The organism is Terracoccus sp. 273MFTsu3.1 (assembly GCF_000383675.1).
GTDB lineage: Bacteria > Actinomycetota > Actinomycetes > Actinomycetales > Dermatophilaceae > Terrabacter.
The window spans coordinates 332,500-354,824 of the sequence record NZ_KB911822.1; the positions used below are offsets into that span (position 1 = coordinate 332,500).

The 22,325-nt window shown below is 73.4% G+C and carries 16 protein-coding genes; 7 read left to right on the plus strand and 9 right to left on the minus strand.

The window, feature by feature from the left end; genetic code table 11:
• The first annotated feature begins 1 nt into the window (after position 1).
• Genes H283_RS0111865 through H283_RS0111885 form a run of 5 tightly spaced genes read left to right on the plus strand, consistent with a single transcriptional unit; the run spans position 2 to position 10,239 of the window.
• Positions 2–2,221 (plus strand): hypothetical protein, encoded by a 2,220-nt coding sequence (locus H283_RS0111865; RefSeq protein WP_028785537.1) that lies wholly within the window; start codon positions 2–4, stop codon positions 2,219–2,221.
• Positions 2,218–3,426, plus strand: coding sequence for a contractile injection system tape measure protein (locus tag H283_RS0111870; protein WP_028785538.1), 1,209 nt, complete (start codon positions 2,218–2,220; stop codon positions 3,424–3,426). Before H283_RS0111865 ends, H283_RS0111870 begins: the two co-directional genes overlap by 4 nt.
• Positions 3,423–4,772, plus strand: coding sequence for an ATP-binding protein (locus H283_RS24920; RefSeq protein WP_156023142.1), 1,350 nt, complete (start codon positions 3,423–3,425; stop codon positions 4,770–4,772). Before H283_RS0111870 ends, H283_RS24920 begins: the two co-directional genes overlap by 4 nt.
• On the plus strand, positions 4,769–9,928 hold the full coding sequence (locus H283_RS0111880; RefSeq protein WP_020665707.1) for a hypothetical protein: 5,160 nt from the start codon (positions 4,769–4,771) through the stop codon (positions 9,926–9,928). Before H283_RS24920 ends, H283_RS0111880 begins: the two co-directional genes overlap by 4 nt.
• A complete protein-coding gene (locus tag H283_RS0111885) occupies positions 9,925–10,239 on the plus strand; it encodes a hypothetical protein (protein ID WP_020143745.1) in 315 nt (104 codons plus the stop codon). The genes H283_RS0111880 and H283_RS0111885 overlap by 4 nt, the downstream gene beginning before the upstream one ends.
• A 108-nt stretch (positions 10,240–10,347) precedes the next feature.
• On the opposite strand, the gene purB is transcribed toward H283_RS0111885, so the two are convergent.
• The 4 genes from purB to H283_RS0111905 all read right to left on the minus strand — a co-directional run bounded on the left by purB (position 10,348) and on the right by H283_RS0111905 (position 14,083).
• On the minus strand, positions 10,348–11,760 hold the full coding sequence (gene purB / locus H283_RS0111890) for an adenylosuccinate lyase (protein ID WP_020143746.1): 1,413 nt from the start codon (positions 11,758–11,760) through the stop codon (positions 10,348–10,350).
• 107 nt (positions 11,761–11,867) lie between these two features.
• On the minus strand, positions 11,868–12,662 hold the full coding sequence (locus tag H283_RS0111895) for a VOC family protein (RefSeq protein WP_020143747.1): 795 nt from the start codon (positions 12,660–12,662) through the stop codon (positions 11,868–11,870).
• 79 nt (positions 12,663–12,741) lie between these two features.
• Positions 12,742–13,512 carry a VOC family protein gene (locus tag H283_RS0111900; RefSeq protein ID WP_020143748.1) on the minus strand — a complete coding sequence of 257 codons (771 nt, stop codon included), beginning with the start codon at positions 13,510–13,512 and terminating at the stop codon, positions 12,742–12,744.
• Positions 13,513–13,537: 25 nt separating this feature from the next.
• The gene (locus H283_RS0111905) at positions 13,538–14,083 is read right to left on the minus strand and encodes a low molecular weight protein-tyrosine-phosphatase (RefSeq protein ID WP_051103632.1); all 546 of its coding nucleotides are present in this window, start codon (positions 14,081–14,083) and stop codon (positions 13,538–13,540) included.
• A gap of 159 nt (positions 14,084–14,242) precedes the next feature.
• Between H283_RS0111905 and H283_RS24925 the strand changes: the two genes are divergently transcribed.
• The gene (locus H283_RS24925; protein ID WP_156023143.1) at positions 14,243–14,671 is read left to right on the plus strand and encodes a nuclear transport factor 2 family protein; all 429 of its coding nucleotides are present in this window, start codon (positions 14,243–14,245) and stop codon (positions 14,669–14,671) included.
• Positions 14,672–14,680: 9 nt separating this feature from the next.
• Positions 14,681–16,024: an MFS transporter gene (locus H283_RS0111915; RefSeq protein ID WP_020143752.1), complete on the plus strand. Its 1,344-nt coding sequence runs from the start codon at positions 14,681–14,683 to the stop codon at positions 16,022–16,024.
• A 339-nt stretch (positions 16,025–16,363) separates the two neighbouring features.
• Here H283_RS0111915 and galE read toward each other — a convergent pair whose 3' ends face one another.
• The 5 genes from galE to cydD are packed head-to-tail and all read right to left on the minus strand — an operon-like array spanning position 16,364 to position 22,274.
• Positions 16,364–17,380, minus strand: coding sequence for a UDP-glucose 4-epimerase GalE (gene galE, locus H283_RS0111920; protein ID WP_020143753.1), 1,017 nt, complete (start codon positions 17,378–17,380; stop codon positions 16,364–16,366).
• A gap of 42 nt (positions 17,381–17,422) precedes the next feature.
• On the minus strand, positions 17,423–18,319 hold the full coding sequence (locus H283_RS0111925) for a M56 family metallopeptidase (protein WP_020143754.1): 897 nt from the start codon (positions 18,317–18,319) through the stop codon (positions 17,423–17,425).
• Positions 18,320–18,361: 42 nt separating this feature from the next.
• Positions 18,362–18,775 (minus strand): BlaI/MecI/CopY family transcriptional regulator, encoded by a 414-nt coding sequence (locus H283_RS0111930; RefSeq protein WP_020143755.1) that lies wholly within the window; start codon positions 18,773–18,775, stop codon positions 18,362–18,364.
• A gap of 11 nt (positions 18,776–18,786) precedes the next feature.
• The gene (gene cydC / locus H283_RS0111935) at positions 18,787–20,580 is read right to left on the minus strand and encodes a thiol reductant ABC exporter subunit CydC (protein ID WP_020143756.1); all 1,794 of its coding nucleotides are present in this window, start codon (positions 20,578–20,580) and stop codon (positions 18,787–18,789) included.
• A complete protein-coding gene (gene cydD / locus H283_RS24930) occupies positions 20,577–22,274 on the minus strand; it encodes a thiol reductant ABC exporter subunit CydD (RefSeq protein ID WP_051103610.1) in 1,698 nt (565 codons plus the stop codon). The genes cydC and cydD overlap by 4 nt, the downstream gene beginning before the upstream one ends.
• Positions 22,275–22,325 lie beyond the last annotated feature (51 nt).

Genomic DNA, 22,325 nt, shown 5'->3' on the forward strand with positions numbered 1-22,325 from the left:
GATGGCAGACAACCAGTACCCCGTCTTCGTGGACGGCCAGACCCTCACCGAGGCCGAGCTCAACGACCTCCGGGACTTCCTCCACCAGCGCGACCGTCTCGTCGGGCGCCTCGTCGGCTTCGGCGTCAACGCCGGGCTCGGGGGCACGGTGACGACGCCGACGACCCTGACGGTCGGGCCCGGCCTCGCGATCGACCAGCGGGGCGAGCCGCTGCTCCTCGGGGCGGAGCAGACACTGCCACTGCCGCCCGTCGCCGAGTCGGTGACGTACGACTTCGTCGATGCCACGGCCGAAGGGTTCAGCGTCGTCCTCGAGTCGACCGACACGATCGAGCCCACCCCGGACTGCGGAGAGTCGGGCTGCGCCGGGCACGCCGAGCTGCACACGCGGGGGGTCGCGCTGCGGGTCGTCGCCGGCCGGGTGACCGGCACGCGGATGGACTTCGCGGCCGAGCCGCTGCTCAGCGTCGAGCCGATCCGGCTCGCCCTCGACTCGTCGCCGATCAACTCCTACCCGACGCTGCGCAACGCCATCGCCGCGCGGCTGACGAACGGCACCCAGCCCCTCGTCGACCCCACCCTCATCGCCAACCTGCAGGCCACGTCGATCGCGAGCGCCGACACCGCAGGCGTCAAGGGCTACAAGTGCGGCTGGCTCAACATGGTGCTCTTCGCGACCCTCGACCTCCTGCGGGTCCGCGCCCTGCTGGCCCTCACGTGGGACCGCGACACGACGCGCCCCGGTGTCGTCCTCGGCTCGGTGCACCAGGTGGCCGGTGTGTGGGTCTTCGACTGCGCCTACCGGCACGCGTGGGAGCCGCCGCGGGGGTTCACCGAGGCGTTCCTCGGCGGATCGTGCACCGACCCGGCGGGTGCCTTCCGCGACGAGCTCGAGGCCCTCCTCGCCGGCTTCGCGCCGCCCGACCCGGCGCCGGTGGGCGACCCCAAGCCGCCCATCGCCTGCCCCGTCGGCTCCATCCGCGTCGGCGACCGGTGCGTCAAGATCGTCTTCCCGCCCAAGGAGATTCCGGACAAGTGGCGGCACAAGTGGGTCTTCGACCCGCGCGAGCCCGTCTGGAACCCACCCATCAAGACGTGGGAGCGGCCCGACGTCGTCTACGAGCGACAGCCCATCGACGTGCTCGGGGAGCAGGAGTTCCCGCTCACCGACTTCCTCGGCCACGACGCGAACGACGTCAGGACGGTGCTCGGCGGCTTCATCACGGGCCAGGGAGCCATCGCCGACGTCCGCGTCATGTCGGCCGGGGACGTCATGACCCTCGACGGCTACGCGCCCGCCGGTGGCTTCGCGGCCTCGGACTCCGTCGTGCTCGGCACCGACGCGAACGGCGTCGTCGTCTCGACGGGCCGCGTCCCGACGGTGCAGAACGTCAGGACCGTGGGATCGGCGCTGCCGGCGGCCGTCGGAGCCGCGACCGAGGCGATGGCGGCGGCCACCGAGCTGCGCGGCCTCTCGACCGGCTTCGAGACCCACCTCGGCCAGCTCGACCAGACGGTCGCCGGGCTCGGGGGCACGATCTCGACGCTCCAGACGGACTTCACGTCGTTCCGCGGCAGCTTCGACGCCGTGACCATCACGAACCGCCTCGGCGAGCTCGAGTCCGGCATCAAGCGCATCGACACCGTCACGAACCGGATCGACGTCCTCGAGGGCAAGGTCGAGGTCATCTCGAAGTTCGGCGACGGCATCAAGCTCGACCCGAAGGTCGGTGGTGGCGGCGTCATCGCCGTCGACCCGAACATCGGCACGCACGTCGGCGGCGGCGTCATCGGCAGCCCTGGCGGCGGGGGAGTGATCAGCGGTCCGGGCATCGGTGGGATCGGTGGGATCGGTGGGATCGGTGGGATCGGTGGCGTCGTCAAGCCGTCCGGGCAGGTCGACCGCGACCTGGCCCGGGGGGTCGCCGACTTCGCACGCACGACGGTGGACGCGCTGCGGTCGCTGCCCAACCCGCGCAACCGCAGCTTCAGCAGGTACGCCGCCGCGGCCGACCGCGCCCATGCCGCGCTCGCGCAGGCGGTGGCGCCCCCGGACACGCCGGAGGAGGCGGTCGAGACGCTCGAGCCGGCCGCCCTGACGGCGGCGACGATCGAGGTGCTGGGCACGCTTCGGACCCTCGTCAAGGCCGCGGGCGTCCCGAAGGACGTCGGTCGGCAGCTCGACGCGCAGCTGCGTGACCTCGGGGGCCTGGTGCCGTGACCGACGTGGCCGTCGACGTCCTGCGACTGCGTGGGCCGGGTGCGCAACGACTCGCGCGCGTCGCGGCCACGACGCTGCCTGCCGCCCTGGACCGGGCCCTGGCCGACGTCGGCGACATCCGTCTCGAGCACGTGTCCGTGACGCTCGACCTGTCCGTCGACGACTACGACGACGAGACGCTGGCGGTGTTGTGGGCCGAGGCGATCCGCGCCCAGGTCCTTGCCGGCGGGGTCGGCCGTCGCGACGCCGTCGCGCCGGGTGGCGATGCGGACGCGTCCCTGCGGTCGCACTCGCGGCCGTCGCCGGTCGACGTCGCCGTCGCCGCGCGGCTCTGGACGGCAACGGCCGGTCCACGTCCCGCCGACCTCCCCTCCGCCGTGCTCGCCCTCGCCGACCCCCAGATGGCGGCGTCTGCCCGCGCGCGGCTCGCCTGCGCCGAGTGGGACGCCGTGGTCGACACGATCGAGGGAGCCCTTGCGCCGCAGACAGGTTCAGGCGCTGCGGCCTCGACGGACGCGCCGTCGTCACGGTCCTGGGCGGACCCGCCCCAGCCCCCTGTCGCACCAGCACCGGACGACGCGTCCACCCGCGACGCGACGCCGGAGGACGTGGCCCCCACCACGACGCCGCGCCCCGTCCGTGAGGCCGAGATGCTCGCCCGGCTCGCAGCCGTCGCCCAGGTCGCCCCGGAGAGCGGCGCGCCCGTCGTGCTGGCCGACCTCACCCGGGCCGCCGGCCTCGTGCTGCTCTACCCGTGGCTCGCCGACCACTGCCGTCGTGCCGAGGCGCTGCACCCGCGGCTCGACCCGGTCGACGTGCGCGAGGTGGCCCTGGCCGCGGTCGTCGATCCCGACGACCCCACGCTCGCCGACGACCCGCTCGTCCAGCTCCTCGCCGGCCGCCCACCGGCAGCCGACGTCGGGCCCCGAGCACGTATGCCGCTCAACGGAGCCCGCGAGATCGCCGAGTCGGCGGATGGCGTGCTCACCGGCTTCGCGGGACTGCTGCCGGGCTTCGAGCGGTCGAGCCAGGCCTTCGTGCGCGCGTCCTGGGTCGTGCGCGCCGGCCTGCTCGACACCGACCGCGACCCGGTGCTGCTCACGGCCGCGACCCACCCGCTCGACGTGCTCCTGCCGCGCCTGCCCTACCCGGTCGGCCTGCTCAAGCTGCCGTGGTCACCGCCCGTCACCGTGAGGTTCCGATGAGAGCCGGGCCGGAGCCGGTGTCCGGGACCTCCCGGGCCCCAGCCGGACCACCGGAGGTCACCGAGCTCCGGGCGGCCTTCGAGATGCTCGACGCGCTCGTGGCCGTGCGGATCGAGGAGCGGCGGGGTGGACCCGCCGGGCGACCGCTCGGCCTCGAGGGCGCCGGCGAGGGCCTGCCGTCGCTCGAACGCTTTGCGGGAGTGGGCCCACTCGCCGAGCTCGTCACGCTCACCGGCCTGTCAGCCGCTGAGGCGGTCATCCTCGTGGCCGCGGTCGCGCCCCACGCCGACGAGCGCTTCGCCGTCCGCTACGGCGCCCTCACCGACCGTCCGTCCGTCGTCGGCCTGACCGGCGAGGTGGCCCGCACCCTCGTCGCCCGGTCGTTCCGCGGCCGCCTCGACGCCACCGTCCTGCTCTCGTCGCAGGGTCGCCTGCGCGCCCAGGGCCTGCTGACCCTGGACCCGCCCGGGGACCTGTCCGGGGTGCTGCGACCCGACCCCGCGCTCGTGGCCTGGCTGCTCGGCCTCCCTGCCGAGGTGCCCGTCGCGTCGTCGGACTTCCCGGCCCGTCCGCTCACGACCGTCCACACGTTGGCCGACGTCGTCCTGCCCGCCGCGGCGCGCACCCGCGTCGACGACCTCGCGGCCCGGATCACCCAGCGTGACACCGTCGTCGACGACTGGGGCTTCGGCGCCCACCACGACCATGCCAGCGGTCTCGTCGCACTCTTCCACGGGCCGCCGGGGACCGGGAAGACGATGACGGCGGCGGCGCTGGCAGCGTCAGCCGGCCTCCCGGCATACCTCGTCGACCTCTCGGCGCTCGTGTCGAAGTACATCGGGGAGACGGAGAAGGCCCTCGCCAAGGTCTTCGAGCGGGCGGCGCGCGAGCGCTGCGTCCTCGTCTTCGACGAGGCGGACGCGGTCTTCGGGGCGCGCACCGAGGTCGGCGACGCGCACGACCGCTACGCCAACCAGGAGGTGTCCTACCTGCTGTCCCGGGTCGAGCAGCACCCCGGCATCGTCGTCCTCACCTCCAACCTGCTCGCCAACATCGACACGGCCTTCCAGCGGCGCATCCACGTCATGGTCGAGTTCCCGGAGCCGGGACCGGGGGAGCGTGAGCGGCTCTGGGCCGCAGTGGCGCCCGCGTCGCTGCCGATGGATCCGTCGATCGACCTGCACGACCTCGCGCGCCGCTACCCGCTCACCGGCGCGCAGATCCGCGACGCGACGCTCGATGCCGCCTACCTCGCCGCGTCGAACGGCCGGGTCGTCACGACCGCGCACCTGCTCGACGGCATCCGTCGCCAGTTCGAGAAGGCGGGGCGGACGGTGCCGCGGTGAGCACGCCGGTCACGACCCGGGCGGGACCGGGGCCCGGCCCGGACGCCGAGCGGGCCGGGGCCGGCTCGACGCGGTCGCCGCGGGATGCCGTCGCGCCGCGATCGCCGACCGCGGGCGGGGCTCCCGTGCTCGGGACCGTGCCGCGACCTGCAGGCGGTGGGGCCGAGGCGGCGGTCGTCGCGCTCGATCCGGCCACGACAGCAGGCGGCCTGTCGGCCGTGCAGGCCGAGTGGGGCGTCGACGGTGGGGCGGTCGTGCTCAGCGGACGGGGGCCCTTCACGGAGCTGACGGGGCGCGCCGGGTTCCGGTCCGACGGGTCGCTCGACGGCAGCGTGGAGATGAGAGCCCGCGTCGGCCTGCTCGGCCTGCACCTCGGTGAGGCGACCTGGCGGGTCGAGGGCTGGGCGCCCGAGCAGATCCTGGCGGCCCCGGCCGTGACGCTCCGCGGGACCACGCTGGGGGTCGACCTGCGGCCGCTCCCGGCGGAGGCCGGCTGGTCGTCGCCCGAGGGCGTGGACGCGCCCCGGAACGGCGCACAGGCGACGATCCACCTGCCCGGTGACGCCGTACCTCCGGGACTTCCCCTCACGCCGCGCGTGGCCGAGGTCTACCGGGGCCTGCTCGGCGTCGACGTCAGCGGCATCCGGGTCCATCCGGACGCCCCCGTCGCGGGTGCCCCTGCCTTCGTCACCGACGAGGACCTCTTCCTCGCGCCCGGGGTCTTCGGCGTCGACAGCCCCGAGATGCTCGCCGTGCTGGACGCCGCGATCCGGGCTGCGCTGAGCGGCCTCTTCGGCGCCGTCACCGGGGAGCCCGCACCGCTCGTGCCACCAGCCCCGCCCACCCCGGCGGCCCCCCCGGCCGACACGACCGTGGTGCCGGCCACCGTCCCGGAGCCCACCTCGCCGAGCGAGGTCGCCGACGGCGCGGCCGCGCGCACGGGTGAGGCACCGGCGACCGGTGAGACCGCGGGGCAGGCCACGGCGGCGGTGGCCGGGGCGGGCGGGGCGGGCGCGGTGGGCGGCGACGCAGGGACCTCGGCGGACGGCATACCCGGCGGCGCCGGGGGCGAGCCGACGGCGGAGGGGGAGGCTGCTGCGCCGGTGGTCGAGCTGATCATGCCCGAGCCGCCCACGACCCTGACTCCTGCGGCCACGGCTCGCGGAGCGTCGGTCGCCGGGGCAGCGCGGGGTGCAGCCGGTGCGGCGCGGGACCTGCCGTCGGCGGACGCCAACGTCGCCGACTCCCGGGGCGCCGTCACCGAGCCGGCCGCCGAGACGGCGGCCCGCGCCCGCGAGGAGCTCGCCGCCGAGCTCGGCGAGCGGCCCGCGCCGAGCCCCGAGATCGTCGCGCTGTGCGAGCGCATCCGGACGGCGATCCGCGAGAACCGTCCCGAGGACGAGGACCAGCTCCTCGAGACCGACCCCACCCACGAGGCGCAGGCGGCCGGTGCGACGATCACCAGCTCGGTCGAGACGCAGACGGCGGAGGTCGGCAGCAGCTACGACGCGATGGGCTCACCGCCCGCAGGGACGCCCGCGCTGTCCCCGACCCCGATCGCAACGCCCTCGCCGACGTCACCGGGGATGGGCGTCGACGCCGCCGGAGCCGCTCCCGACCCCATCCCACCCGAGAACACCTCGCTCGACGCGGACGTCGCGGCCACCGACCAGCGGATCGCCGACTCCGGGATCGACACCCGCGTCACGCAGGAGATCCCGGACGGACCTTTCGCCGAGGCGCGCGCCGCGCGGGGTGAGCTCGGTGAGGCGGCCCAGCGGACGCCACAGCAGATCCAGGCCGAGCAGCAGCAGGCCATCGACGCCGCTCAGGGCGACATGGCCGCGCTGCAGCAGCAGGCGGTCGCGGCCATGCGGGCCTCGCGGTCCGGCACCGTCGGGACCGTCGCGGGTGCCCAGGGCGGCATGGTCACCTCGGAGGAGCAGACCCGCGAGTCGGTCTCGACCCGGGCCCAGGGCATCTACGACCAGGCGCAGACCCAGGTCAACGCGCTGCTCGAGCCGCTGAGCCGCACGGCGATCGCCCGCTGGGACGCCGGCCTCGCCCGGCTCTCGCAGGACTTCCACGACAGCCTCGACCGGGTCAAGCGCTGGATCGACGACCGGCACTCCGGCGTCGGCGGTGCGATCCTCGCCGTCGGCGACTACATCGGCGGCCTGCCCGACTGGGTGACGGACGAGTACAACCGCGCCGAGCGCGAGTTCGGCGACGGCGTCTGCACCCTGCTCACCGACATCTCGAGCGACGTCAACGGCGTCGTCGCCGCAGCGCAGGCCGTCATCAACCACGCCCGGGACGACATCGACACGGCCTTCCGGGCCATGGAGTCGGAGTTCCCCGAGTGGGCGGCGCAGGAGCGGGCGCGGTTCTCCGGGATGCTCGACGGCCTCAGCCAGCGCGTCACCGACGCCCAGACGAGCTTCGTGCGAGACGTGTCGCAGCGAGCCGTCCAGGCGGTCAACGAGGTGCATGCCGAGGCGCAGGCCCGCCGGGACGAGGCCGGTGGCCTCATCGGTCGGGTCGTCGCGGCCATCGAGGAGTTCATCGACGACCCGGTGCGCGCCATCATCAACGGGCTGCTCCGGCTCGTCGGGATCCCGCCGGCGGCCTTCTGGGCGTTGATCGCCCGGATCGAACAGGTCATCTCGGACATCGCCGACGACCCCGAGACCTTCATCAACAACCTCGTCGCCGGGGTCAAGCAGGGCTTCGAGCAGTTCTTCGACCACTTCGGCACCCACGTGCTGCACGGGTTCTGGGACTGGCTCTTCTCCGGGCTCGAGACCCCGATCCCGATGCCGCGCGACTTCTCGGCGCGCTCGCTCTTCTCCTTCGCGCTCCAGCTCATGGGCGTCACGTGGCCGCGCGTCCGCGAGATCCTCGTGCGGCACATCGGGCCCACCGCGGTCGACGTCATCGAGGCTGCCTGGCAGCTCGTGTCGGTCCTCATCGAGCGCGGACCCGAGGGCCTCGTCGAGCTCGTCAAGGAGCAGCTGACCCCCGAGAACATCGTCAACATGATCCTCGAGGCGGCGGTGCAGTACCTCGTGGAGACCCTCATCCAGCAGGTCGTCGTCCGCGTCATCGGGATGCTCAACCCGGTCGGTGCCATCGCCCAGGCCATCGACCTCATCTACCAGGTGTGCTCGTGGATCTTCCGCAATGCGGCGCGGATCTTCCGGTTCGTCGAGGCGATCGTCAACGGCATGGCCGACGTCATCGCCGGCAACATCGGCGGCCTGGCCGCCGCCGTCGAGCGCTCGCTCGCCTCTCTCATCCCGCCGGTCATCGACTTCCTCGCCGGCCTCTGCCACCTCGGTGGACTGCCCGGCGAGATCGCCGACGTCATCACCCGCATGCAGGCGGTCGTCTATGCCGCCATGGACCGGGTCATCGGCTTCCTCGCCGAGCGGGGGCGGGCGCTGCTGGCGCGCATGGGGATCGGTGGCGACCCCGAAGAGGGTGGCCACAACGACGACACCGAGCTCGGCGCGACGGTGTCGTTCACCGCCGACGGCGAGCGTCATCGCCTCTATGTGGTCCGTGAGGGTCCGCACGCTCACCTCATGGTCGCCTCGACCCCGAGCACCATTCCCGAGTGGATCACGCGCTGGAGGGGCATGCTGGACGGCCAGCCACCCAAGCCCGAGACCGAGGAGAACCGGCAGACGGCTCGGACCCTGCTCAACGCGCTGGAGGCTGCCAGTGGCGAGGCCAACATCTTGGCCGAGGAGCTGGCAGTGGGCTTCGAAAACGCGGGCCGAGACCCGGCGAACCCGGCACCCGCGCCCGACGACTCGGCGCTCGAAGGACGTGAGCGGTCGGTGGCGCAGAGTCTGGACCGGCTCTTCGAGCTGTTCGGTGAGGGGGACCGCGCAGAACAGCTGGGCCAGATCAGGGAGGCCCTGCCACGGCATGGGCTCGTCCGCACCCAGGAGGTCGTGTCTCGGTGGATCAGCGACTACGTCGCGCCGGTCGAGGCGAAGCCGTTGGAAGGCAGCCAGGGCAAGGTGTGGTTCACCCAGCGCTTCGTTCCGGAGTCGCTCGTCCCGTCCGAGGTCCTTGGCTCCGGCTCCAACCACGTCGCCCTCCTGCCGTACTTCGAAGAGCGGAACAGGACCGGGGGTGCGGCCACCGACGCCTTCGCCACCTACGCCCTGGTGCGTCAGTCCAGCCCTGTGCGCGCGCCCTTCTTCAGATCACTGGGCAACCGGTTCGCCGCCAAGCTGCGCGAGGACGCGGCCCTCCGCCTCCAGGGCTCAGGGGACAGCGAGCTGCTCGAGCGAGTTCGGGGCATCCGCTACCAGCCCAGCAGCAGCCAGTACGGGGTCTTCCGGCCGTGGCCCGACACCGAGGTGTCCGTCCTCGTTGAGGGCACGGTGCTCGCCGGAGGAGGCATCCTGCCCACCCTTCGTGCGTTCGCGAACAACCAGTCGGTCGGTGGGGTGACCGGGGCGGAGTTCACCGCAGAGCTCACGCGGCACGCGCCCTCCCGACAGTGGGCGTCGCGAGAGCTGCGCGAGGCCGTCCCGGGGCAGCACGAGTGGATCCCAGTCGACCAGATCGGCTCCGTCCTGACGCGCGTCCTCGCGACGACGGCCGGTCCGAGGACGGCCGCTCGCTGGGTGTCCCTGCTCGAGAACCTGCGCACCTCGACGGATGCCGTCATCTTCTCGATCAGGGTCATCCCGGTGACCATCGTCCGCCGACCCGGAGTGGTGGAGGAGTCGGGACTGCTGCAGGTTCGCTCGCACGCAGGGTCGACGGCGTACGACGCAGCTGGACGGCGCACGCAGCCGACCTTCCACAGTGCCGGCCCCGGATCAGCGGGGTTGACGACCGGCACCACCGCGTTCCATGACGCCTTGCGTGCGTTCTACGTCACCCACGCGTCGATGGACGCCGCTGCGTGGGTCGACGCGCTGCTGGACCACCTGCGCACGCTGATGTACCACGGAGAGGACATCGGGGTGCCGGCCTCGATCCTCGACCAGCCCCTGGGTCTCTACTACACCCCGCCGGGCGGGGAGTGGGGCGGGGACCGGACGGTCCGCCAGTTCCTTCAGGACGCCGTAACCAGGTGGCAGGAGATCGAGAGCAACTTCAACCAGGCGAAGGGGAGACTCCCGACATGAGCGACGAAGCCGACGAGACGGCATACGGCCCCGGGACGCGGTGGGTGGCACGGCGGACCGGGCGCACGCCCGAGGAGCTGACGGCCTCGCCGGCTGCGGCGGTGGCCGCGGTGGTCGACGCCGTGCGACAGGTGGCGGCGCTCGCCGCCCGGCTCGAGTCCGAGGACCCCGAGGTCAGGGCGGCGGCCCAGGCCGAGGCCGACGCCCTGCGCCGACAGGTCGAGACGGAGCCCACCCCCGGTGAGCGGTTCGGCTCGCGCGTCGCCCAGGTGCTCCGGGACGCTGCCGAGCGGCTCGACCGCCCGCGCTGAAGGCAGCCACGGGGACACAGCAAACGGCGCCCGGGAGCCGGCCGCACGCGTGGGCTGCCGGCCGAGGCGGAGCTTGCTGTGTCGTGAGGGCCCCTGTGCCGTATGCCGTCAGGCGAGGTAGTCGTCGACGAGCCGGCTCGCGAGGGCGGTGTAGGTCTGCGGCGTCAGGGCCACGAAGCGGGCCTCGACGTCGGCGGGCAGCCCCAGCCCGCGCACGAACTCGCGCAGGTCGTCTCCGTCGATGCGGCGACCGCGGGTCAGCTCCTTGAGCCGCTCGTAGGGTTCCTCCATCCCCGGAACCCCCTGCGCCCCAAGGGCCCTCATCGCGGACTGGATGGGCTCGCCGAGCACCTCCCAGTTGGCCTCGAGGTCGGCTGCCATGCGCTCCGGCACGGCGTCGAGACCGGCGAGGCCGCGGGCGACGTTGTCGAGCGCGAGCACCGAGTGACCGAAGGCCGTGCCGACGTTGCGCTGCATGCTCGAGTCGGTGAGGTCGCGCTGGAGGCGGCTCTGCACGAGCGTCCCGCCGAGCACGTCGAGCAGGGCGTTGCTCACCTCGAGGTTGGCCTCGGCGTTCTCGAAGCGGATCGGGTTGACCTTGTGGGGCATCGTCGACGAGCCGACCGTGCCCTGGCCGCGCACCTGCGCGAAGTAGCCCATCGAGATGTAGGTCCACACGTCGGTGCAGAGGTTGTGCAGGATGCGGTTGAAGCGTGCGACGTCGGCGTAGAGCTCGGCCTGCCAGTCGTGGCTCTCGATCTGCGTGGTCAGCGGGTTCCACGTGAGGCCGAGGCCCTCGACGAACGCGCGTGACACGGCGGGCCAGTCGACATCGGGGAGGGCGAGCGCGTGCGCCCCGAAGGTGCCGGTCGCGCCGTTGAACTTGCCGAGGTACTCCTGCCCCTCGACGCGGCGCAGCTGCCGGCCCAGGCGGTGCGCGAGGACGGCGAGCTCCTTACCCATCGTCGTCGGCGTCGCGGGCTGGCCGTGGGTGTGCGCGAGCAGCGGCACGTCCTTGAGCTCGCGCGCGAGGTCGGACACCTGCGCGACGAGGGCCTGCGCCTTGGGCAGCCACACCTGCTCGACGGCGCCCTTGACCATGAGGGCGTAGGAGAGGTTGTTGATGTCCTCGCTCGTGCAGCCGAAGTGGATCAGCTCGGCGAGCCCCTGGTCCTCGTCCGCCGGGGCGATCGCCGTGAGGCGCTTCTTGAGGAAGTACTCGACGGCCTTGACGTCGTGGACGGTGACCCGCTCGATCTCGCCGAGCTCGGCGACCTCGTCGGTGCCGAAGTCGTCGACGACCGCTCGCAGCGCAGCGATCTCGTCGTCGGTGAGCCGGCGTACGCCCGGCACGACGCCGTGGCTCGTCTGGTGGATGAGCCACTCGATCTCGACGTGCACGCGCTGCCGGTTGAGCGCCGCCTCGGACAGGTGGTCGACGAGGGGCGCGACGGCGCCGCGGTAGCGACCGTCGAGCGCCCCGAGCGCGATGGGCGGGGTTGCGTCAGCGAGCGTTGCCATGCCGACATCCTCCCAGAGCGCACGGAGTGGTTCGTATGCCGTCCGGCGCGGTCGGTGGGTGCCGCGCGGACCGGGCCCGGCGGCATACGCCCTCGCTCGGCGGGGTCTCAGTCGGCGGCGGGCTGCTCGGGGAGCTGCATGACGGAGAACGTCTCGCCCTGGGGGCCAGCGACGAGCGCCATCCGGCCGTAGGGGGTGTCGAAGGGCGGCTGCCTGACGGTGCCGCCGAGCGCCGTGACCCGGTCGGCGGCCGCGTCGGCGTCGGCGACGGCGAAGTAGGCCATCCAGTGCGACGGCACGTCGGCCGGCGCGGCCGCGGGGATGGCGCCGATGCCGCCGACGGGCTTGTCGCCGTCGAGCGTCGCGACGGAGTACTGGAAGCCGCCCTCGCCGATCTCCTGCAGGCGGTAGCCGAAGACATCGGTGTAGAAGGTCCTGCTCGCCTCGTAGCTGCGGCTCATCGACTCGGCCCAGCAGAGGGACCCGGGCTCGTCGACGAGGTCGGTGCCCGTGTGCTCCTTGGCCTGCCACAGGCCGTAGGCGGCCCCGGCCGGGTCGGCGCCGACGGCGAGGCGACCGACCTGGAGGACGTCCATCGGCCCGAGGAAGAAGACGCCGCCCGCCGCCTGGGCGCGCTCCGCCGTGGCGTCGACGTCGTCGGTCGCGAGGTAGACCGTCCACGCGCTGACCTGCCCGGGGTCGTCCGGGTTCTTGGCCATGGCGCCCGCGACGACGTGACCGTCCTTGCGGGCCATGACGTAGCCGCCGGCCTCGGGCGGGAGGTCCTCGAAGGTCCAGCCGAAGAGGCTGCCGTAGAAGTCGCGGGCGCGGTCGAGGTCATCGACCATGACGTCGGCCCAGCACGGCGTTCCGGGTGCGAAGGACTCCTCGTGGACGGGCACGGGCGGCTCCTGGGTCGGTGGGGTCGGTGGGGTCGGTGGGTCGGCGGGTGAGTTGGGGGGGTGCTCGCTCGGGTGGCGGTCAGTCGAGGTCGGGGACGAGGAGCGAGAACACTTCTCCCTCAGGGCCGCTCAGCACCGCGCCCATCCCGTAGGGCCCGTCGAACGGCCCCTGGAGCAGCGTGGCGCCGAGGTCGAGCGCACGCGCAAGGCCCGGCACGACGTTGCGCGTCGCGAAGGACGCGACCCAGTGGGGCGGGATCTCGGCCGGCCACTCGCCGTCGATCTCCGCGAGACCGTAGGCCGGGTTGCCGTCGCCGGTGTGTGCCGTCGCCCAGCGTGGGCCGCCGTCTTCGGTCTCGTCGGTGAACTCGTGGCCGAAGACGCCGAACTGGAAGTTCTGCACCATCTCGTAGTCGCGGGTGAGCAGCTCGTTCCACGTGAGCGACCCGGGCTCGTCGAGGATGCCGCTGCCCGGCAGGTCACCGGGCTCCCAGACCCCGAAGTACGAGCCGCCGGGGTCGACGGCGATGAGGGTGCGGGACAGGGCACCGATGGAGACGGGGCGCCCGAGGGTGCGTCCACCGTAGGCGTGGATGGCGCGCGCCGCGACGTCGATGTCGCCGACGCGGAGGTAGGTCGTCCACTGGCTGGGGATCGACGCCGTCTCGGGCTTGCGGCTGATGCCGGCGACGGGGTGCCCGTCGAGGAGCGCCATCGTGTAGCCGCCGGTCGCGGGGTCGCCGGCCAGCCAGCGCCAGCCGAAGAGCTCGCTGTAGAACGTCTGGGCGCGTGGGACGTCGCTGACGAGCAGGTCGACCCAGCACGGGGAGCCATAGGGATAGTCGGGCACAGTCAGATTCAGGTCTCGCATCGGGTCAGGGCTGCTCCGTGTCGTGCTGGGAGTGTGCGCGTCCGGCCAGCCGGCCGTCCAGCTGGTCCCTGACGTGGTGAAGGATGCCATGACAGGCCGCCTCGACCTCTGCGAAACACCGGGCGAAGTGCTCGGCCCCGCCGTACCACGGGTCTCCGGTCTCGAGGGTGCCGGCGGCGACGGCTTCGGGATCGAACTCGCGCACGAGCCGGATCTTGCTGCGGTTGTGCGGGGTGCGGGCCAACCGCTGCAGCGTGCGCACGTGTCCCTCGTCGGAGGCGAGGACGAGGTCGAGGTCGTCGAACTCCTCGGGGTCGAACTCGCGGGCCCGGTGCCGAGACCCGTCGTAGCCGTGCTCGGCGAGGACCGCTACGGTGCGCGGGTCGGCGTGCTCGCCGACGTGCCAGTCGCCGGTGCCGCTCGAGCTGACCCGGACGTGGTCGGCGATGCCGGCGTCGTCGACGAGGCGCTGGAGGATCACGTGACCCATGGGCGACCTGCAGATGTTGCCGCTGCACACGAAGGTGACGTGGAGTGGGCGAGACGACATGGTGCCCATTGAACACCGCGGATCGGGCCGCGAGGCCCGAAGGGCGGTGCCACCTCGTCACGGTGTCGTCGAGCGGGTCGAGGGAGCCTCCAGTGCGCCGGTGCTGGGGTTGGCCGTGTGACCCGTGGGGCTGTCGGTGGCCGGTGGGACGGTGTGACCATGACGACGACCGCGCACCCGTCCGCCGTGGGGGCCAGTGCCCCCGAGGCCCTCGAGTCCTGCTTCGCCGCGTGCGTCGCCGCCGGTGACCTCGACGGCATCGTGGGGTTGTATGCCGCCGACGCGGTGGTGAGCCTTCCGCGCGGTCGCGAGGCGGCGGGCTCCACCGCCATCCGCTCGGCGTTCGCTGCCGCATTGGCAGCGGGCGTCCTCGGTCCGGTCGGTGGGCCGGTGCCGGCGGTGTCGGCCCGCGCGGTCGTGACCGGCGGGCTCGCGATGACGACGTCCACCACCCCCGACGGCACGGTGCGCACCCAAGTGGCCCGGCGCACCGTCGACGGACGATGGGTGTGGGTGCGCGACGGTTCGCGACTGCGCGACGTCGAGGCCTGCCTCCCCGCGCCGTCGGGCGACCTGGCGGTGGCGTAGTTTCGCTCTGTGACCGATGCACCCCCTGGCCCTGAGGCTCCCGCCCCGGCCGCTCGTCGGTCCCACTTCGTCGACCTGACGCCGCTGCGGGTCAGCCCGCCCTTCGCCCGGCTCTGGTTCGGCAACACGCTTGCCGGCATCGGCACCTTCGTCACCAACACCGCGGTCGGTCTGCACATCTACGACCTGACGCGCTCGACCTTCATGGTCTCGCTCGTCGCGTGGTTCTCCCTGCTGCCGATGATCCTCGCGGGGCTCTACGGCGGCGCCATCGCCGACCGCTTCGACCGGCGCGCGGTGGCCCTGTCCGCCTCGACGGTGGCCTGGGCCTCGACCGTGGTCCTCGCGACGATCGTCTGGCTCGGCGCCGAGCAGGTCTGGATGTTCTACGTCATCACCACGGTCAACGCCGTGGCCGCGACGATCGCCTCGGCCACGCGACAGGCGATCACGCCGCGCCTGCTGCCCAAGGAGCAGCTGCCCAAGGCGGCGGCGCTGCTCGGCATCTCGGCGGGGATCATGGTGACGGTCGGACCGGGGATCGCCGGCGTCCTCGTCGCGCGGGCCGGCTACGCGTGGACCTACACCGTCGACGTCATCCTCTTCTTCGCCGGCTTCTTCGGGCTCTGGACCCTGCCGCGCATCCGGCCCGAGGGGGAGCGGCCGACCACGGGTGGATTCCGCTCGGTCGTCGACGGGCTCGCGCACCTGCGTCGCGCGCCGAACGTCCGGATGAGCTTCATCGTCGACATCATCGCGATGACGTTCGGCCAGCCGATGGTGCTCTTCCCCGCCGTCGGCGCGATCGTCATCGGGGGCGGGTCGGTCACGGCCGGCATCCTGCTCGCGTCGTTCGCCGTCGGCGGCATCCTCTCGAGCCTCGGGTCCGGTCGGGTGACCGGCCTGCGCTGGCAGGGCCTTGCGATCCGCAACGCGATCGTCTCCTACGGCCTCGCGATCCTCGGCTTCGGCATCGTCCTCGCCGTGACCGAGCTCGGCGGGCACGCGGTGCAGTCGATGGACTTCGGTGACGCCAACCGGTGGGCGCTCGCGCTCGCGGCCCTGTGCCTCGCCGTGGCCGGAGGGTCCGACAACATCAGCGCGATCTTCCGCCAGTCGATCCTCCAGGCTGCCGTGCCCGACCACCTGCGCGGCCGCACCCAGGGCGTCTTCACGGTGGTCGTCACGGGCGGGCCACGCCTCGGCCAGATGTTCGCCGGGACGCTCGCGACCCTGACGGCGACGTGGGTGCCGTCCGTCGTCGGCGGCGTCCTCGTCGTCGTGCTCGTCATCGTCTCCGTCGCCCGGGTGTCGTCCTTCCGACACTACGACGCCCTCGACCCCCAGCCCTGACCCCCTCGAGTGAGCGCTCAACCCCACTCGAGTGAGCGCTCAACCCCACTCGAGTGAGCGCTCAGTCCCACTCGAGTGAGCGCTCAGTCCCACTCGAGTGAGCGCTCAGTCCCACAAGGGCGTGACCGGAATCAGTGCCCGCTCACTCGACTGTGACCAGGCGCTCACTCGACTGTGACCGGGCGCTCACTCGACTGTGACCGAGCGCTCACTCGACTGTGACCGGGCGCTCACTCGACTGTGACCGGGCGCTCACTCGACGTGTCTGGGGCGGGAGATCGGGCCGGGTGGGCGGGGGTGATGACGCGCTTGCCCGCGCGCGGAGAGCCCGCCCGGGCGTCAGGCGTCGGGGTAGCCGGTGGGGTTGGCGCTCTGCCAGCGCCACTGGTCGACGCACATGTCCTCGATGGTGCGCTGCGCTCGCCAGCCGAGCTCGGCGTGCGCGCGCGACGGGTCGGCGAACGACTCGGGCAGGTCACCGGCACGGCGTCCGACGACCTCGTAGGGCAGCTCGCGCCCCACGGCCATCTCGAAGGCGTGCAGCACCTCGAGGACGCTCGTGCCGTGGCCGGTGCCGAGGTTCCACGTCGAGACCGGCTCGTCGACCTGGCCCAGCTTGGTCAGCGCCGCGAGGTGGCCGGCGGCGAGGTCCTCGACGTGGATGTAGTCGCGCAGCGGCGTGCCGTCGGGGGTCGGGTAGTCGTCGCCGAAGACGAGCAGCTTGTCGCGCCGGCCGACGGCGACCTGGGCGATGAACGGCATGAGGTTGTTGGGGATGCCCTGCGGGTCCTCGCCGATGGTGCCGCTCGCGTGCGCGCCGACCGGGTTGAAGTAGCGCAGCAGGGCGATCCGCAGCTCCGGGTCGGCGGCGGCGACGTCGCGCAGGATCTGTTCGATCATGACCTTGGTCCAGCCGTACGGGTTGGTCGCCGCCGTCGACATGTCCTCGGTGAGCGGCGGGCTGTTGTGGCCGTAGACGGTGGCCGAGCTGCTGAAGACGAGCTTCGTGACGCCGTGTCGCCGCATCGCGCGCACGAGCGAGAAGGTCGAGACGAGGTTGTTCTCGTAGTACTCGAGCGGCAGCTCGACGCTCTCGCCGACGGCCTTGAGCCCGGCGAAGTGGATGACCGCGTCGATCTTCTCGTTGGCGAAGAGGTGCTCGGTCTTGTCGTGGTCGCGCAGGTCGAACGACCGCACGTCGAGGTGGGTGCCGGTCAGGGCCTCGAGACGGTTGACGACCGTCGGCTTGCTGTTGCCGAAGTTGTCGACGATGAGCACCTCGTGCCCCGCCGCGACGAGCTGGACCACCGTGTGCGAGCCGATGTAGCCGGCTCCGCCGCTGACGAGTACGCGCATAACGCCACCCTATCGAGGGCGGCCCCCCGCGTCGGCAGGCCCTCAGACGAGCGTGAGCTCGGCGATCGCGCCGAGGTAGAGCGCGAGCGGCGTGGCGATGAGCACGGCCGACACGGCATACATCGTCGCCGCGACGGCGGGGATCGGGAGGCCGGCGATCCGCTCGGCGTCGAGGAGCCCGATGCGCGCGGTCGCGACGCGTGTGCTGTCGGCCATCGCCATGGCTCCGGCCGGCTTGGGCCCGCCGGCCATGGCGACGATGGCGCGCCCGGTGCTGACGGCCCCGGCGTGACGGACCGCGGCGCGGTCAGCGAGCACCTCGATGAGCAGGTGCACCTCGCGCAGGGCGTCGTCGCTGCGCAGGAAGCCGGGCATCGCCTCGTGGACGACGGTGAAGAACTCCATGACGAGGTCGTGCCGGGCGCCGAGGTGGGCCCGCTCGTGGGCGAGGACCGCCGACAGCTCGTCCGGGCCGAGCCGGTCGAGGGTGCCCTGGGTCAGGACGACGCGCCGACGGACGCCCGGGACGCAGTAGGCGGTCGGGGTCGTGTGCTCGAGGACGCGCATGTGCCGGTCGGCGCCCTCACCGGGCACGCCGAGCAGGTCGACGAGATCCCGGTGGCGCCGGCGGGCGGTCCGCAGGTTGCGCCCGACCCGGTCGGCCGAGAGGAGGAGCCGCACGGCGACGACCCCGCTGAGCGCGGCGGACACGGCGAGCGTCACCCAGTGCTCGGAGAGGCGCACCTGCCTCCCGACGAGGAGCGGGATCGCGGCCGGTGCCGCGAGCAGCGCGGCGAGCACGGCGGCGACGGCGGTGGACTGCCACAGCACGAGCGCGGCCCGGGGCGCGCGACGCAGGGACGTCGCCCGGGCCAGGGCGCGCGGCACCGGCCACGCGAGCAGGACCGCGAGGACGACGAGGGCCGCGACGACGAGCACGGTCAGGTGGTGCGGCGGGCCGCGGAGGGGGTCATCGCCCGGTCAGCGCTTCGCGTCGTCGGGGCGCCGCGCCTCGAGCTCGGCGAGGGCGGCCTTGAGCTCGTCGATCTCCTCCGGGGTGGACTCGTCGAGGAAGTGGAGCAGCGCGGTGCGTCGCTTGTCGCCGGCGAGCTCGCCGAGCGTGTGGTGCAGCGACTCCGACGTCAGCTCGGCACGGGTCGACGCGGCGGTGTAGCGCCAGGCGCGGCCGTCGCGCTCCCGGTGGACGAGGTCCTTCTTCGCCATCCGGTCGAGGACGGTCATGAGCGTCGTGTAGGCGAGCCCGCGCTCGACACCGATCGCGTCGTGGACCTCCCGGACGGTCCGCCCCTCGGGGTGGGCGTCCGCGGTGGTCCAGAGCTCCTCGATGACGGCGCGCTCGAGGTCGCCGAGACGGTTGCGGGGTGTGCTGGGCATGGCGTTCCAATCTACCGACGGGGCGGGTCGGCTTCGTGCGTGCGGTCGCCCGAGTGGGGGACCGGGTCTGCGGTGGTCCGGGACATCGTCCCCGACGGGGGGCGGCGCACCTCGAGGACACGGTCGAACAGGTCGGCCCCGTCGTCGCGGTGGGTCACCATGATGATCGTCTGCGCGGACGCGGTGCCCGCCACCCCTGTCGTACCCGGTGCGCTCCCGAGTCGCGTCAGGTCCTCGACGACGGCGCGGGCCGTGGGCGGGTCGAGGTGGGCGACCGGCTCGTCGAGGAGCACGACGGGGCGGCCGCTCACGTGGGCGCGGGCGATGCCGAGGCGGGCGCGCTCGCCGCCGGAGAGCCCGCGTCCGGTGGACCCGAGCGTCGTGTCGAGGCCGTCGGGCAGGCTCTCGAGGAGGGTCGTGAGGCCGGCCGCCCGGAGGGCGCGCTCGACGTCGGCGTCGTCCGCCTCGGGCCGGGCCAGCGTCAGGTTGTTGCGCAGGCTCGTCGCGAAGACGTGGGTCTCGTCGTCGACGACGGCGATACGCGCCCGGGTCTCCTCGAGCGGCTGGCCGAGCACGTCGGTCCCGCCGAGGCGGTAGGTCCCGCCCGACGGGTCGAGGTGGCGGGCCAGCACGGCCAGCAGCGTCGACTTGCCGCTGCCGTTGGGTCCCGTGACCGCGATGCGACTCCCGGCGGGCACGTCGAGGTCGGTCGAGGCGAGGTCGGTGTGCTCACCCGTCCACGAGGCGGTGAGTGCCCGCGTCGTGACGTCACAGCGTGCGTATGCCGTCTGCCCGGGCCGGGTGCCCGGCGTGTCGTCGGGCGCCTGGCCGGGCTCGGCGGCGGCTGCGAGGCGGGGCTCGTCGGCGACGGCCGGGGTGAGGTCGAGCAGTGCGTCGATGCGGTGCGCGCTGCCGCGGGCTCGGGCCAGGGCGCGCGTGGCGTCGACGAGCGGGGTGATGGCCTCGGAGACGGCGACCGGGGTGAGCACGAGCAGCGCCTTGACCGGGGTCGAGACGGCGAGGCCCTGGGCGATGACGGCGGTCGCGGCCACCGCAGCCCCGACGACGACGAGGAAGAGCGCGGCCGCCGCGGCCCGGCCGAGACTGATGCGTCGGGTGGCCCGGTCGAGCGAGGCGTGGGCCTCGTCGAGCCAGCCGAGCGCCGTCGCCCAGCCCCCGACGGCGCGCAGCTCGCCCGACTGGCTCGCCATGAGCTCGCTGACGCGGGTCACCTCGGCGCGGGCCGCGAGCAGCTCTGGCAGGGAGCGGGACTCGAGGTGCGCCGCGAGCGTGCTGATGAGGCACACGGCCACGCCGAGCGCGAGCATGACGAGGCCGACGGGCCGGGACAGCACGAGGGTGAGGGCGATGGCGATGCCGCCCGCGACGGCCGTCGAGATGACCGGCACGGTGACTCGCACCTGCGCGTCCACGACGTCGGTGAGGTCGTCGACGACCCCGGTCAGCACGTCGGATCGGCGGCGTCGCCCGAGCCGGGCAGGCGTGAGCGGCACGAGCGCCTCGTAGGCGGAGGTCCTCCGCTCGGCGAGCATCTCGAGCGCGGCGTCGTGGCTCGTCAGCCGCTCCCAGTAGCGGAAGACGGGTCGCGCCATGCCGAAGGCGCGGACGGCGACGATCGCGGTGAGCAGGGTGAGGATGACGGGCTGCTGTGACGCCCGGACGATGAGCCACCCCGAGGTCGCGGTGAGGGCCATGCCTGACGCCGTGGCGATCCCGCCGAGCAGACCGCCGCGAACCGTGCCCGCCGAGGGCCACCAAACGCGTCGGGTCGGGACGGCGCTCATCGGTCGCCCTCCTCTCCAGCGGTTCGAGGTGCTGCCGACGGCGACGTCGCCTCCCGGACCACCTCGACCGGGGAGGCGTTCGTGGCGGCGAGGACGACGTGGTGCTCGGCGTGCGCGAGCAGCTCGTCGCGGTGCGTGACGGCGACGACGACGCGACGCTCGGCGAGCTCGGCGACGAGGGCGGCGACGTGCTCGGCACCCTCCGGGTCGAGGTGCGCGGTCGGTTCGTCGAGGAGCAGCAGGGTCTCGGGGGCGAGCCAGGCGCGGGCCAGGGCCAGCCGTTGACGCTGTCCGGCGGACAGGCCGAAGCCGTCGTCGCCGAGGTCGGCGGACAGCCCACCGGGGAGCGCCGCGACGACCCCGTCGACACCGACGGCGCGCAGCGCCTCCCAGAGCTGGTCGTCGGTGGCCGGGTGGCCGATCGTCAGCGCCTGGCGCACCGACCCGGTCGAGAGGAAGGGCCGCTGCGTCACGTAGTGCGACGGAGGAGCCTCGACGGTTCCGGTGCTGGCTCGGCGCAGACCGGCGAGGAGGTCGAGCAACGTCGACTTGCCGACGCCGGACGGCCCGGTCACGACCGTGAGGCCGGGACCCGCCACGAGGTCGAGGTCACGGACCACGGGAGCCGGCGACCCGGCATACGCGTAGGTGAGGCCGGCGACCCGCACCTCCCCGACCCGCCCGCTCTCCGGCGCCACCCCACCGAACGCAGCGTTCGGCGCGGGGGTCGCGGGGGACTGTGGCGCCGCCGGGGTGGGGGTGGGGTCGAGCTGGGCGAGGATCGCGTCGAGGGCGACGGCACCGTCGGCGGCGGCGTGATACTCCGCGCCGACCCGGCGCACCGGCCAGTACGCCTCGGGCGCCAGGAGGATCGCGACGAGCCCCGCCCCGAGCGCCATCGAGCCGTGCGAGAGGCGCAGGCCCACGGTGACGGCGACGATGGCGACGGAGATCGTCGCGAGCAGCTCGAGCGCGGCGGACGACAGGAACGCGATGCGCAGGGTCTCCATGGTGGCGCGCCGGTGCCGGTCGCTGACCTCGCGCACCGTCGTGGCCTGGCGGTGGGCCCGGCCGTACGTGACGAGCGTCGGCAGGCCGCGGACGACGTCGAGGAAGTGGCCCGAGAGCGAGGCGAGCGCCGCCCAGCGGCGTTCCGTCGACTCGGCCGTGGCCTTGCCGATGAGCGCTGCGAAGACCGGCAGGAGCGGAAGCGTCAGCGCGACGACGAGCGCACTCGGCCAGTCGACGACGACGAGCGTCGCGATGGCGAGCACCGGCACGACGGCCGCGGTGACGAGCGTCGGGAGGAAGCGGGCGGCGTACGGCTCGACGGCCGCCGCCCCCGAGGTCGCGAGCGAGACGGCTGGGCCCGGCTCGAGCCGCGCGTCGGCGTCCACGGTGCCCCACCGGCGCAGCAGCGCCGCCCGCAGCGCCGACGAGACGGAGACCCCCGCCCAGGCGGCCACCCGCTCCGTCGTCGCGGCGAGGACGGCCCGCACGACGAAGAGCCCGAGCAGCCAGACGAGCGGAGACGTGAGGTCGGTCCCCTCGACGACCGCGACGACGACTGCCGACAGCGCGAAGGCGGTGGCGATCGTCGTGGCACCGCTCGCGATGCCGGTCGCGGCGAGGACGGCCACGGGCCTCCGGGCGGCAGGGACCGCCCGGAGGAGTCGTGGGTCGAAGGGCTTCACGGAGTAGGTGCTCTCTCGTCGGTTCGGACGGATGGGTCGTCTGGCTGGACG